At 48.5% G+C, this 13,607-nt stretch carries 15 protein-coding genes; 6 read left to right on the top strand and 9 right to left on the bottom strand.

Translation table 11 applies throughout. The annotated features are described in order from the left end of the window. Positions 1 to 13: 13 nt before the first annotated feature. Together ACR0QN_RS03000 and ACR0QN_RS02995 are read left to right on the top strand one after the other, a co-directional pair. Entirely contained in the window at positions 14 to 307 is a 294-nt protein-coding gene (locus ACR0QN_RS03000; protein WP_432649712.1) for a relaxase/mobilization nuclease domain-containing protein, read from the top strand. Beyond that, positions 268 to 681 carry a tyrosine-type recombinase/integrase gene (locus tag ACR0QN_RS02995; RefSeq protein ID WP_432649766.1) on the top strand — a complete coding sequence of 138 codons (414 nt, stop codon included), beginning with the start codon at positions 268 to 270 and terminating at the stop codon, positions 679 to 681. The genes ACR0QN_RS03000 and ACR0QN_RS02995 overlap by 40 nt, the downstream gene beginning before the upstream one ends. 141 nt (positions 682 to 822) lie before the next feature. Here the strand turns inward: ACR0QN_RS02995 and rpsI are convergent, their stop codons facing one another. Further along, the gene (gene rpsI / locus ACR0QN_RS02990) at positions 823 to 1,224 is read right to left on the bottom strand and encodes a 30S ribosomal protein S9 (protein ID WP_432649711.1); all 402 of its coding nucleotides are present in this window, start codon (positions 1,222 to 1,224) and stop codon (positions 823 to 825) included. A gap of 16 nt (positions 1,225 to 1,240) precedes the next feature. Continuing rightward, complete coding sequence (rplM, locus tag ACR0QN_RS02985) at positions 1,241 to 1,669, bottom strand: 50S ribosomal protein L13 (protein WP_432649710.1); 429 nt, start codon at positions 1,667 to 1,669, stop codon at positions 1,241 to 1,243. A 346-nt stretch (positions 1,670 to 2,015) separates the two neighbouring features. Between rplM and ACR0QN_RS02980 the strand changes: the two genes are divergently transcribed. From ACR0QN_RS02980 to ACR0QN_RS02970, 3 genes are read left to right on the top strand one after another with little or no spacing between them, the layout of a single operon-like run. After that, positions 2,016 to 3,293 carry a hypothetical protein gene (locus ACR0QN_RS02980; protein ID WP_432649709.1) on the top strand — a complete coding sequence of 426 codons (1,278 nt, stop codon included), beginning with the start codon at positions 2,016 to 2,018 and terminating at the stop codon, positions 3,291 to 3,293. 28 nt (positions 3,294 to 3,321) lie between these two features. After that, the gene (locus ACR0QN_RS02975) at positions 3,322 to 4,719 is read left to right on the top strand and encodes a peptidoglycan-binding protein (RefSeq protein ID WP_432649708.1); all 1,398 of its coding nucleotides are present in this window, start codon (positions 3,322 to 3,324) and stop codon (positions 4,717 to 4,719) included. 13 nt (positions 4,720 to 4,732) lie between these two features. Continuing rightward, a complete protein-coding gene (locus ACR0QN_RS02970) occupies positions 4,733 to 5,278 on the top strand; it encodes a peptidoglycan-binding domain-containing protein (RefSeq protein WP_432649707.1) in 546 nt (181 codons plus the stop codon). Positions 5,279 to 5,325: 47 nt separating this feature from the next. On the opposite strand, the gene prmC is transcribed toward ACR0QN_RS02970, so the two are convergent. The 4 genes from prmC to ACR0QN_RS02950 all read right to left on the bottom strand — a co-directional run bounded on the left by prmC (position 5,326) and on the right by ACR0QN_RS02950 (position 9,745). After that, complete coding sequence (gene prmC / locus ACR0QN_RS02965) at positions 5,326 to 6,186, bottom strand: peptide chain release factor N(5)-glutamine methyltransferase (protein ID WP_432649706.1); 861 nt, start codon at positions 6,184 to 6,186, stop codon at positions 5,326 to 5,328. Between the two features lie 83 nt (positions 6,187 to 6,269). Beyond that, entirely contained in the window at positions 6,270 to 7,268 is a 999-nt protein-coding gene (locus ACR0QN_RS02960) for a DUF1385 domain-containing protein (RefSeq protein ID WP_432649705.1), read from the bottom strand. Positions 7,269 to 7,283: 15 nt separating this feature from the next. Further along, positions 7,284 to 8,588: a hypothetical protein gene (locus ACR0QN_RS02955; protein ID WP_432649704.1), complete on the bottom strand. Its 1,305-nt coding sequence runs from the start codon at positions 8,586 to 8,588 to the stop codon at positions 7,284 to 7,286. Positions 8,589 to 8,656: 68 nt separating this feature from the next. Further along, entirely contained in the window at positions 8,657 to 9,745 is a 1,089-nt protein-coding gene (locus ACR0QN_RS02950) for a hypothetical protein (protein WP_432649703.1), read from the bottom strand. 280 nt (positions 9,746 to 10,025) lie between these two features. Here ACR0QN_RS02950 and ACR0QN_RS02945 point away from each other — a divergent pair, with 280 nt between their 5' ends. After that, entirely contained in the window at positions 10,026 to 10,967 is a 942-nt protein-coding gene (locus ACR0QN_RS02945) for a SpoIID/LytB domain-containing protein (protein WP_432649702.1), read from the top strand. Positions 10,968 to 11,011: 44 nt separating this feature from the next. Here ACR0QN_RS02945 and ACR0QN_RS02940 read toward each other — a convergent pair whose 3' ends face one another. From ACR0QN_RS02940 to ACR0QN_RS02930, 3 genes are all read right to left on the bottom strand, one after another. Further along, positions 11,012 to 11,740 (bottom strand): hypothetical protein, encoded by a 729-nt coding sequence (locus tag ACR0QN_RS02940; protein WP_432649701.1) that lies wholly within the window; start codon positions 11,738 to 11,740, stop codon positions 11,012 to 11,014. Positions 11,741 to 11,893: 153 nt separating this feature from the next. After that, a complete protein-coding gene (rpmB, locus tag ACR0QN_RS02935) occupies positions 11,894 to 12,082 on the bottom strand; it encodes a 50S ribosomal protein L28 (RefSeq protein ID WP_178726032.1) in 189 nt (62 codons plus the stop codon). Positions 12,083 to 12,262: 180 nt separating this feature from the next. Next, positions 12,263 to 13,603: an HD domain-containing phosphohydrolase gene (locus tag ACR0QN_RS02930; RefSeq protein WP_432649700.1), complete on the bottom strand. Its 1,341-nt coding sequence runs from the start codon at positions 13,601 to 13,603 to the stop codon at positions 12,263 to 12,265. Between the last annotated feature and the right edge of the window lie 4 nt (positions 13,604 to 13,607).

The raw sequence follows: 13,607 nt of genomic DNA, 5'->3' as shown, positions 1-13,607 counted from the left end.
GGCACCTCTGTGAATGTATATATACAATATATACATTATATCAGCTTGTATACGGTTTGTCAAGGGGGATATGAATTTTTTTATAAAAAAACGCTATTTATCCGTCACGCCGCAACTGAGATCATTGCAAACTATATTGATATTTTTTATTGACAAAAATCATATCCATAATCATTTCGCTGTATGTCCCCTTTCACTTAATGGAAAGAGATGGATCGACAATAAAAAGACACTTGAATACTGCCGAAACATTTCCGATAATATACACTGCCTAAAACCAGGAAAAGCATACGCACGATCTGTATGAGCAGCACTACAGCAGCCGTTCTCAAAGAACAGCGTGAATACGTTGAACAGCTGAAATCGGCATTGGGAGCATCATTCGCTCACCCCGAAATGGTCTTTCCATCAGCAAAGGGAAACTATCGGGACAGAAGCTCGGTTCTCACCTCGTTAAAGAGAATGACAAAGGGTACGGAGTTTGCACATATGACCTTGCACAAGCTCCGTCACTGCAATGCTACTATGCTTCTGAATAACGGTGTTGAGCTTAAAGCGATAAGCGATCACCTGGGGCACTGCGACATCAATGTTACAGCCAACATCTACGCCGATGTACTTGAGGGAATGAAACGCAATATCGCAGCTTCCATTGAGCAGACGCTGACAGGCAATAACTGATTGAAAGTTACAGCATATAAAAATAACCGCTATGCGAGAACATAGCGGTTAAAATGGTCTTTATTAGTTGTCCAAAAGTTGACCAAAGTGATGATAAGCTCGCCCCAAAACACGTAGATACGTGATTTGTAAGGGCAACAATCAACGCTTTGAGAACTGAGGAGCACGTCTTGCAGCCTTTAAGCCGTACTTCTTTCTTTCCTTCATTCTGGGGTCTCTTGTAAGGAAACCAGCCTTCTTGAGAACGGGACGAAGCTCAGGGTTAAAGAGGAGAAGAGCACGGGAAAGGCCGTGTCTGATAGCACCTGCCTGACCTGTAACGCCGCCGCCAGCAACTGTGCATACGATATCGAACTGCTCAGTTGTCTCTGTGAGAGCGAGGGGCTGTCTAACGATAAGCTTGAGGGTATCGAGACCGAAGTAATCGTCGATATCTCTGCCGTTGATGGTGATATTACCGCTGCCGGGGTAAACTCTTACTCTTGCTACAGAGCTTTTTCTTCTTCCTGTGCCGTAAAAATACTGCTGTTTAGATTCGTACATAGTTTACACCCTCCTTTTATATCTCGTAATTCTCGGGCTTCTGAGCAGCGTGGTTGTGCTCGGAGCCTGCATATACTCTCAGACGAGTAAGAGCTGCTCTGCCAAGAGTGTTGTTGGGGAGCATACCGTTTACTGCGATCATCATTGCCTTTTCGGGGTTCTTCTTCATCATTTCGCTGTACTTAGTCTCCTTGAGACCGCCGATCCAGCCTGTGTGCCACTTGTAGGTCTTCTGCTCGAGCTTTCTTCCTGTGAGAACAGCCTCTGCGCAGTTGATGATGATAACGTGGTCGCCGCAGTCAGCGTGAGGAGCAAATGTGGGCTTGTGCTTGCCTCTTAGGATAGATGCAGCCTGTGCAGCTACACGACCGAGGGACTTGCCGGAAGCATCAAGTACATACCACTTACGGCTGATTTCATTAGCCTTAGGCATATAAGTTGACATAGTCAAATTCTCCTTTTTAATATAGTATAATAAAAATTGCCGCATAGACGTTGGTACCGCCCTGCACGCAACTCGATCATTCACAGGGAACTCATACCTCTTCTTTACACAACAGTAATTATTATACACGGTGTTTGTCCGTTTGTCAAGAGTTTTTTGCCCGAATTTTTAAAATATATCCCCATTTCTCTTTAATTCTCTGCATTTTGCTCGATTTCTCTCCATTTCTCTAATTTCGTTTCAGAATTGATATTTCCGTATTATCTGCATTTTCCTCCGTTTTCACGCATATATTTTTGATAATCCGTTTTGACGGTAACGACTTTTTTATTCGGAGGTAATAAGCTTGAACGGAAACGAGTTTAATCTTAACAATATGGCGCAGCGGTACAAGGACGAAATGATGCGGCTGTACAGAAAGAGCGGCTCTGCCCCTCAGACGGGCAATGTGCCTGTGCAGCAAAGCAGTCAGTCTGCTCAGCAGAACGCTTCTCAGGCTCAGACACAGACACGAAATGCTTCCGTAAATCCTCAGATGTCCTCTCCTCAGCAGAATATGCCTGCGAATACTCAAAGCAGCTCACGTATGCAGACAGCCGCTCCCGCAAGCCGTTCTGCAGAGCCAATGAACCGAAATACTATGCAGACAGAGCAGATGAACCGCACAGAGCAGAACGCACCCAATATGACCCGTGATATGAATATGTCACGTGATATGGCAGGCACGCCCATACCCGGAGTTCCCGGAGCTTCCCACTTTGCCGCAGAAAAGCCGTCGGATAAGGGTCTGCCTCTGCCTGTAAGCTGTGAATGCCGTTTTCCCTCTGCCGAAAGCATTATAGAGAGCATTGCAGGGATACCCACCCACCCTGTTATCCGTCCCGAGGATAATCCTCCCCCCGTATTCCCCGGAAATTCATTGATTCAGCCCCGTATGACACCCTACGAAAATCCTGCGCCCCACGGGGCAAATCCCAATATGGGCGGCACATTCTCTCAGGCTGACAAGACCGCTTATCAGAGGAGCAGCGACACATCTCTCCGCGGTGTAATGCTGAACGGCTCTCCCGAGGGCGGAGTGTACAGTATCCCTGCGGAGGCGGAGACCGAAAGGGAGATACTCCCCGATTTTCCACTCCCCACCGACTCGACGGAGTCAATACCCCAAACGGCAGGGCTTACTCCTTCTTTAAGCTGGGTGTCGCTTACCGGAGACAACAGCTGGGGTTATCTGCAGTTCGACGTGTTCACCGCAGGCGGCGCATATCCCGTTCCCGGTGCGGTCGTTATTGTGAAAAAAGAGCTTCCGGGCGGCGTTGGCCTCGTAAGACTTCTGTTTACCGACAGAAGCGGAAGAACACCTACCATCGCTCTCCCCGCTCCCTCCGCTTCTCTGTCGCAAAATCCGATGAACACCGCCCGTCCCTTCTCCGAATACAATGTTACGGTCAGAGCTAAGGGCTACTACACTCTCAGCGACATAAACATTCCCATTTTCGCAGGAGTCAAGACCGTTCAGCCCATAGACCTCATTCCCCTGCCCGAATATCCCGAGCAGACACCAATTCAGCCCCGTTCAGATCATCGGGTCAACGGTATGACCGATGAAAATTCGGTAGGCTGATATCTAAGGAGAAATAAGGAGGCGCCAAATGACAGGAGAGCCGTTCATTCCCGAAAATATTGTCGTTCATCTGGGGGCGCCCGACGACCCGAGCGCTATGAATGTGACCGTGCCTTTTGCGGATTACATCAAAAACGTTGCCTCCAGCGAAATTTATCCCACCTGGCCCGAAAGCGCTCTGAGGGCTAATATCTACGCCATTATCACCTATGCCCTGAACAGGTACTACACAGAATGGTATCCGTCACGAGGGTATGATTTTGACATCACCAACGACACTCGCTATGACCAGTATTACGTTCACGGCAGGGACATTTTCGAGCCTATAAGCAACATCGTGGACGAAATTTTCAACAACTACCTCCGCAGGGAGGGAACTGTTGAGCCGATGTTCGCCGCCTATTGTGACGGGGTGCGCACTTACTGCCGGGGTCTCAAGCAATGGGAGACGGTGGAGCTTGCAAATCAGGGTATGACGCCCTATGAGATACTCAGATACTTTTACGGAGATGATATTGAGATTGTGACAAACGCTCCCGTTGCACCCAACATTCCCTCCTACCCGGGAGAGGTCATCGGCTTCGGCAGCGCAGGTGACGATGTGGTGCGTATACAGACTCAACTGAACCGCATTTCACAAAATTACCCTGCCATTCCCAAGATACCCTATGTTACGGGCAGCTATGACACTCTTACCGAAGACGCTGTTCGGACATTCCAGCAGGTGTTCGGACTGCCTCAGACGGGTTCTGTGGATAAATCCACCTGGTATCGCATAAATCAGATATACACAGGCATAAAGCAGCTTGGAGAGCTTACCTCCGAGGGCGTTACCATTTCCGATTATACCGCCGATGTTCCCGAATTTATGGGTCCGGGTCAGTCGGGGGCAAATGTCAGAGTGGTGCAGTACATTCTGTCGGTGATCGGAGCCTATTACGATGCTGTGCCGAGGATAACCATCACAGGCACATACGACGAAGCCACCGAGAATGCGGTCAGGGCTTTCCAGCAGATATACGGTCTGCCCGAAACGGGTATCGTTGACGCAGATACCTGGGAGGATCTTTACAGAACCTACAAGGGCATTGCCGACAGCGTTCCGGTTAATCCCGCAGGAGAGGAGATAGTCCTTTACCCCGGTATGATACTGAGGGAGGGTATGCAGAACGAGTATGTTCGGACGCTCCAGCAGTATCTTACGGAGATACATAACGCATATCCTCAGATACCTGCGGTGAGCGATACGGGATATTTCGGTCCTCTCACAAAAAATGCCGTTACCGCTTTCCAGCGTGTGTTCGGCATTGCTCCTACGGGATATGTGGGGGCTGAGACCTGGTCACGCATCGGCGAGATATACAGCGAGGTCAAATACGGATATGTTAAGCCTGCGGGACAGTTTCCCGGATATACCATAAGATAAAGGAGGCAGACAATTGGCAAATGAAGCTATTCCTGTTTCACCCCAGTCCCACGAGGCTAATGTGACGGAGCTGCAAAGGTATTTAAGAGAAATTTCAATGAGCGGCGCTAATGTAAGACCCGTTATCCCCGACGGGCTTTACAATGAGCAGACCGCCGCCGCAGTAGCCGATTTCCAGCGTATGAAGGGACTTCCCCAAACGGGTGAGACAGACAGAGTTACCTGGAACGCTATTCTTGACACATACTATGACATTATCTCAAATCTCTCCGAGCAGATAGGCGTAAAGCCCCTGCCTACGGTAAAGACCGTTCTTGCCCCGGGAGACAGGGGAACGGCGATCATTATTTTACAGGCAATGCTCAACACTCTTGCGGGGCTGTATATGAACATTCCCCCCAACTCCCTGAGCGGTGTTTACGACAGCGACACGGTAAAGGCGGTGACGGAATTTCAGACCATTTCCGGTCTCACTCCCACGGGAGAGACGGATATCCGCACCTGGAATGCTCTTGCGGGACTTTTTGATGCGATATCGGCTCTTGAAGGTGAGCTGTAAAAAATACGGCTTTGCAGTTTTTCATTGACTGCAAAGCCGTTATTTCGTTATCGGAGATATCCCCCTGCCACTCTTATGCCGCCTGTGGCGTCTGTGGCGGTGAATATATCGGTAAAGCCGTTATCAGAGAGTATTTTCTTCACGTCCTCCGCCTGCTCTGTGCCTATCTCGAATATCATCAGACCGTCCTTTTTCAGAAGCTCTTTCCAGAGGCAGGCTATGACTCGATAGAATTTCAGTCCGTCTGTGCCGCCGTACAAAGCAGTCTCGGGTTCAAAGGTCACTTCCTTCTGCAGCTCCTCCATTTCTCTGTCTGTAAGGTATGGGGGGTTGGAGACGATACAGTCGATATCAAGATATTCTTCCTCGGAGGTGCGGAAATTTTCAAGCAGCGCTCCGTTCATTACATCGCCCTTCAGAAGCTTCACGTCTGCACCGTTTGTCCGTACATTCTCCACAAGATAGGGAAAGGCTTCGGCGGACAGCTCTACCGCATACACCGAGCTTTTGGGCAGCTCCTTTGCAAGGGTAACGGCGATACAGCCGCTTCCGCTGCACAGGTCAAGTATGCCGCAGGGCTTATCTTTCCCAAGTCTTGCTATGGTCTCGTCAATGAGGGCTTCGGTGTCGGGGCGGGGTATGAGTACGCCCTCCCCTACCTTGAAGCTTCTGCCGTAAAACTCCCATTTTCCCAAGATGTACTGGAGAGGATAGCCTGCCGCTCTCCGCCTTGCGCCCTTGACTGCGGCATTTACGGCGGCTTCGGTCAGCTTTTTATCGGGGTGTATCGCTATTTGCTCACGGGTCACTCCGCAGAGATCCTCCATAAGACACATTTTGTCAAAATCCTTATCGGGAACGTCCGTGAGTATGCTGTCAAGACGTGTGCTGAGTTCGTTTACAGTCATATGGTATCTCCTTGAAGCTTGAATAATATGTGCCAAAGTTTACAAATTGTCTATTGACATTTTAGAACAGATGTGCTATAATATTACCATTGATCGTCGTTCTTATCCTCGGGGATACAGGGTTTAAGGGCAGCGATCGCCACCTCTATCTGAGGGTCGTCGGGCTCGCAGGTGGTGATGTGCTGGAGCCACAAGCCGGGAGCTGAAATTATCTTTGTGAAGATGTTGTCGCATCTGCCTGCAAGCTTTATCAGCTCATAGCCTATAGACGCTTCAACGGGGAGCATAAGAAGCTGAAGTCCGAAGCGTGCGAACACGTTGTCCCAAGGGAGAAACATTCCTATGGCGATGCTCAGAAGCACCACAAGGAAGATAAAGCTGGTCCCGCAGCGGGGGTGGAAACGGGTCTGCTTTCTCACGTTCTCCACCGTAAGCTCAAGTCCTGCCTCATAGCAGGCTATGGTCTTATGCTCGGCGCCGTGATATTTGAAGGTGGTGTGTATCTCCTTCATATTGGATATGAGCCACATATAGCCAACAAGCAGCGCTATTTTGATAACACCCTCGGCAATGGTCTTGCTCCAGTCGGGAGCCCCAAGCTTTCCTAAAAGTCCCGAAAGCAGGGCAGGGAAGAATTTGAATGCACATATGCTTATTGCCATAACGATAACGCAGACCACGATCATTACAGTGTTCATCACCGATTTGCCGTTTTCCCCCTCAAGCTTTGCTTCAAGCCATTTATAGGGTCTTGTTTTGCTGAGCCATTCCTCAAAGGGGGAAAGCTCCTCGTCCTCCTCGTCCTCGTCGGTCATCTGCTTTTCGGCGGACTTCATTGTGCATTTCATTCCGTCCACAAGAGATATGACAAAATTAAAGCAGCCTCGGATAAAGGGGGTTTTAAGATACCAGGGGGCGCTTTTGCCGTTTCTTATTTTCCACGTCTCCACATCAATTGTCCCGTCGGGCAGACGGCACGCCATTGCGGAAAGGTCTATGCCTCTCATCATTATTCCTTCGATAAGCGCCTGTCCGCCTATTTTCGACTTGAATTTGCACTCAGACTGCTGATTATTGCTCAAGATAAATAACACCTCTTAATAAAGATAGAAATTGTTGGAGACCTCGGCTGTGGTGAGAAGAAGATTATCCTCGGTGTCTCCGAAGCGCACCATATATACGGCGCTGTCTGTGGAGGCAACGGCTACATAACCCTCAAGCAGCTTCTGCTCGGAGTCGCTCAGGCTGCATACCGTTATCCTCATAAGTTCGAGACGGCTTTGTTCAAGGCTGCCGTTATATTTGTAGAAAACCTTCTCTCCGGTTGTGCCGTCATTTTTCACGGTCACAAGCCCCTGCCATCTTACGGGAAGCATAAAGGCATAGCCAAGATACGGCTCGGTGAGGGAGGAATATTTTTTTATTACAGAATAGTTTTCAAAAACGTTCCAGTTTGTGATATACTGGGCATCCTGACGGTCTTTATATCCCGGGAAGGCTTCTCTTTCGGGTATCTCCACGATACCGTCACCGTCGATATCCTTGCAGTAAAGTCCTTGGGGACGTACAGTTCTTGCGGGCAGCTCCGAGCCGTCTATCATAGCTGGGTTTCGCAGTTCCCCGTTTACGCAGTAGATTATTTCCGTTGAGAGATTTCCGCTGCCCAGAAGCCCGTCCGCAAATACGGCCGGAGTGTCGTTTCCGATATATCCGCTGATAACAGACGGAAAATCCAATGTAGTGGGGCTCATATCCACGGTGCTGACGCACTCTGCTCCCTCTCCCCTGTCGGTAACGAGTGAAAGAGAGGCGGTATGGTTTTCGTTATTGCAGTTTACCACGGCAATATCGTCTCCGCCGTCCTTGTCAAGATCAAGGGTAAGGGTCTTGTAATAAGTTCCCGTGTACTCGGTGTTAAGTATCCCGTCGCCGAGACTGTAGAGCTTCAGCGTTTTTTCCGTAGGGGTCATATAGCCGTATCCTATCGCCATACGGATATGTCCCGTTCCCCCAAGGTCCGTAAAAAAGACCTGCTCCACAGAAGTTCCTGCCCCTGCGTGGTCGTAGACCGAGCGCCACTCGCCCTCGCCCTTATCCAGTATATTCACACGGACATTGCTTTCCTTGCTGCTTAAACTGTTATAGAAGACCACCGCCTCGTTCTCACCGTCTGTGTCCAGGTCAATAAAAACAAAAGCGGAGCGGTATGCTCCCGAACGGGGATAAACAAGGGATATCTCATTTCCTGCCGCCTTGGTAAGGGCAGAATATATCTCCTGCTGCTCCTCTGACATCATCGGCGGAGACAGGAGATTGTCGATAGACGAGTCAAGCCCGCAGGCGCAGAGAGAAGCGCTCATTGCCGCAGCCGCTGCCGTCAGAGCGATTTTGCTTAGCTTCATAATCACAAATTCCTTAAAAAAGGGCGCACAAGGAGATGGTATTTCCCCTTGCCGCCCCAAGATATTTTTTATAAGTCGTCGGTAGGCTTTACGTCGATATTTTCGATCTCCAGATACTGCTTGTTCATAGGCGCTCTGCTCCAGCGGCGCTTGCCTACGCTGAGTCTGGGCATTACACGGTAAACGTAGGTGCTCCAGAATACTGCAACCATTGTGATGGTCATAAACACGATGCCGATATCGGAAATTGAGGGAATGTTCATTGAAAGTCTCTCCTCATAACCTGTGGGTATAAGGAGAAGAATGTATCTCGGGATCACCGAGACTGCCGCAAGGATAGAAGAAACATATCCGAAAAGGCACATCCAGAAACGGGTGAATTTCTTTTCCATTCCATTGAAGAAACGTGCTGTATTCATAAAGAACAGTACTGCTGTCATATAGGAAAACAGCTCATACAGAAGCTCGGAATAACGGGTCACAGCAACGTTGTTTGAAATGATGCTCATCATATCCACTATCTTCCAGGCTGCGTAGAAGGAAAGCGCTGCACAGTTACCGGAGGAAATTCCTTCGCCCTTGAAGATATTGACAGCCATCGCTACGAAATTCAGTATCACGCAGAGCATAACGAAATGAAGTGCAAAGGTGCCCAGAGTATAGCCTGTGAGCATATTGTAATCCTCAGCCTCATCACGGGAAAGCTCCTCAACGATAAGCTTGTTGGCATTTACGATATCAACGAAATCGAAAATTATCTGCGCAAACACGAGAAGCGCCATAAGCAGAGCACTATAGCCTGCTGCTGCGGGTATCTTCTTTTTCAGACGGTCATAACGCAGGCGCATCGGGTTTATGAGGATACAGGAACCGATGACCTTATCCTTTGAGCTTCCTGCCAGCAGAATGATCGTTATAAGGATAAATCCGGGTATAAGGATCATCAGAGGATAATTTTTAAGAGGCGACGGGTCTATGTACTGCCCTGTTTCAAAGTTCATATTGCTGAAAAGCTGGATAGTGCGGGCTGCCACCGCAAGTACAAGCACAACGAGATATACGCCCATAGAAGCTTTTTTTGTTATAAAGCTGGTTTTATTTGCTTTGGCTACATTTTTGCGCATCTGCTCTGCGCTAAGCTGTTTCATTTTGCCCATAATCCGTTCAATCCTTTCGCAGATAACCCGTCGGGAATTTTTAGAAAATGACTTTGCCGGGATAGTGCATATCACGGCTTCGGGAAAATGTATTATCCTCAAAGCCCCCGCATATATATTATCAGGCAAACTCAATAATAACATATATAATACAATAAATACATTGTACTATAAAATCTTCTTATTGTCAAGTGTTAATTTGTATGAATTTCATAATTTGTAATTATTTTATATGCATAATTTTCAAGAGTGAATAAATATAGAGAGGAATGGTCAAAATATGAAATCATTTTTTAAGTCGGTCATTTTATGGGCAACGGTCCTTTGCGTTCTTCCTGCGGCGGCGGCAGGGGGTATCAGAGAGGACAAGCCCCAAAGCGTTCCTGCGGCGCAGAGCCTTATCCTGCCCGAGGATAATAAGCTAAGGCTTCTCTGCACTTCCACGGGAAAAATAACCGAAATGAACATTGAGGATTACGCTGTTTTTGCCGTGCTCGGGGAAGTGCCCTTTATCCCCGACGCAGAGGCTCTCAAGGCGCAGGTATGTGCGGCAAGGACATATGCGGTAAGGCGGATCCTTTCCGGAGAGACTGAAAACGGCGCTCATATTTCCGACGACGGCTCGAAATATCAGACCGTCCTCACCGAAGCAGACGCAATGGCTGTATACGGCGTGGATTATGACAAGGCTCTTGCCGCCGTAAAGGCTGCGGCAAATGCCACCGAGGGAGAGATCATAATGTACGACGGCGCTCCTGCCGCTGCAGTTTTTCACGTTTCCTCCCCGGGTGCAACGGAGTCGGCGGAAAATGTGTGGGGAAAAGCATATCCGTACCTTGCAAGCGTTTCCTCGGACTGCACCGAGACAAGACGTGAATTCACAAAGGCGGAGATCACCGCACGTATATCCTCCGAATACCCGGAAGCGGCAGAGTATGACGGCATTGAGATATTATCCGCAACGGAAACAGGAACGGTGCTTTCCGTAAGTCTCTGCGGCGTTTCCGTAAGCGGCAGCAGGCTTGCGGAGCTTCTGTCACTTGACAGCGCCGCATTTGAAGTAAGTGAAAAAGAGGGAATGGTCACATTCACCGTTAAGGGAAGCGGTCATCTTGTGGGAATGAGCATTTGCGGCGCTGATGAGCTGTCCCGTAAGGGAATGGGATACAGAGATATACTTGACCATTACTATCCCGGTACATATATCGAAAAAATGCAGTAAAAAAGGAGCTGCCGCAAATTATCGGCAGCTCCGGGATATTTATATCAGGTATAAGAATCGAAAAATGTGCCGAGAAAGCTGCTTGCAAAGGTGTTATAGCCGCTGTAAAGCCCCGAAGAGCTTGTCTGACCGTACATCATACCCTTGAAAGCGGTGGTCTGAGCCTTGCTGACCGCTGCCTTGCTTATGCTGTCCGCCTTGTCTGCGATACGGGCAACGGGAGAATAGGAGCTTCCGAACATTGACGAAACAGCGTTGTCATCTGCCGCTCTGAGAGTCTCCTCATTGACGGTGAGCTTATTGTCGCTGCCAACCTTTACGCCCATTCTCGAAAGAGCGCCGGAATAGGTCTTGACGGTATTTGTCATAGAAAGTCCTGCTTTGAGTGCGTCAACGCTGTCGGACTTGCCCATAGCGTCAATAGCAGAATTATAGCTTTCGGCAAAGGCGGTGACATTCTTCACCAGAGCGTCCTTGTCCTGGATGTCGCTCATACTCATTGCGCTGAGCGCCGCAGACTTTTTCTTTAAGTCCTTTGCGACTTCGGAAAGTTTAAGCTCGGAGGAGACTGTGCCAATCTCGCTGTCGCCTGTTGAACTGCCCTCAAGCTGTGCTTTTATTTTCTTTTTATACTCGGGGGATCTGACCTCGTCGACTTTTTTCATAAGCGCCTGCAGGTCGGCGGAAGTATTATTGTATGTATTGTTTTTCTGATACATTCCCGAGAAGAGATTTGAATATGCGGAGTAATTGCCGATACCGTATAAGCTCATAGTGTCAGCCCCTTTCGATAATTTTCTAAGTTAATAATACCACATTTATCTCATATGTTTGTTAATTTTTTGTAAATAAAAAAGACGCCGAAGCGTCTTCCTTATTGTACGTACAATTCGGTTATAAAATGTCCGCCGATTTCCCGTCGAAAATCAGACAGCACGTGTTACCTTACCGGAACGGAGGCATCTTGTGCACACGTAGATGTGCTTGGGAGTACCGTCAACGATAGCTTTTACACGCTTTACATTGGGCTTCCAGGTTCTGTTGGAACGACGATGAGAGTGGGAAACCTTGATACCGAAAGTAACGCCCTTTCCGCAAATATCGCACTTTGCCATTTGGGCCGCACCTCCTTGAAAAAGTAATAGCGTTTCAACGCCCTGTACGGGACGTTTTCAGAACGTTTCTATTATATCACAAACAAATTTAAATTGCAAGTCTTTTTTTCACTTTTATAAATTATTTACAATTATGCCAAAGCGCTCCGCCGATTTTTTATTCAAATCTCAGCAAAACAGTCATTTTTCCGACAGATATTCTTCTATTTCGGGACGAAGAGAGATGAATATCCCGGCAAGCTCGGGATCAAAATGGGTGCCTGCCGAGTCGGAAATTATCCCGAAGGCTTCATCGAGAGGCATTGCCTCCTTATAGCACCTCTTTGAAATAAGAGCGTCAAATACATCGGCTATTGCCATAATACGGGCGCTGAGGGGTATCTCATCGCCTTTGAGCCCCGAGGGATATCCGCCGCCGTCCCATTTTTCGTGGTGACCCTCGGCAACGGTGGCGGCAATGTCCACATATTCCTTTTCCTCAATGCCGTCCATTACCTCTCTGATTATACGTCCGCCCTCGGGAGCGTGGCTCTTTATCCGCTCAAACTCCTCGGGAGTGAGCTTTCCCGGCTTCTGAAGGATACTGTCGGGAACGGATATCTTGCCTATATCGTGCATCGGAGCAGCTTTTGCCAGAAGCTCCACATAGCTGTCGGTGAGTATTTCGGGGTACAGCCCCTTTTTCTTCGCAGCTTCCGCAAGCATTGTCACGTATTTGCTGGTGCGCTTGACGTGCTCGCCCGTATCGCCGTCACGGCTCTCGATAAGGTTTGCCATTGCGATGATGATGTTGTTCTGCAGCTCCAGCATTTTCTCATTATGCCGTCTAAGGTCGCCTGTCTTTTCCTCTACCTCGATCTCAAGGCGCTTTTTATGCCTGTCAAGACCGGAAGTTATCCTTACGCAGAGGATTATACAGACTGTCACCGCTGCGATAATGCCTGTTATGCATATTTTCTCCACAATACCCGATGCGGCAATATATCCGTCCATTCTGTCGGCAGCCGCCTGCATTTCTTCTGCGGCAAGCTGATGCAGATCGTCCAGATGTTCATTTACAGTCTCCACAAAGCCGTACATTACATTCACCACATAGTAAGAGGCTGTTGCGGTGCTGCCCTCTCTGCTGAACTTGAAGGCTACCTCGGCATTCTGAAGATAGCTTCGGTAATCGGAATAGCAGAGATGAAAAAGCTGCTCACGCTTATCCCCCGTCATACGCTTGCCGAATTCGTCAAAAAGCACGTTGAGCTGTTCTTCGATTTCCTTTGCCTGTGCCTCGTACTCATCATAAAGTTCTTCGCTGTCGGCGGCAATGTGGTTTGCTGTTATTGCCTGATGTTTGTAAAGAAGTCCGCTTATATCCTTGATATATCCGGAATTTACAATGTGCTCCGTTAATATTTCCGAATATCCGTCTGCCAGCCTGTTCATATGGTAAACAAGAAATATCTCGCCTGCTATGCCGATAAGCCCTGCCATAAGCACGGCTATGAATATTTTGAAAGGCGTACCCCTCACTTTA

It is taken from the genome of Huintestinicola sp. (genome assembly GCF_050874005.1).
Classification (GTDB): domain Bacteria; phylum Bacillota; class Clostridia; order Oscillospirales; family Ruminococcaceae; genus Huintestinicola.
The sequence above is the reverse complement of the archived record's forward strand: the minus strand, read 5'-3'. Positions and strand labels throughout refer to the sequence as shown.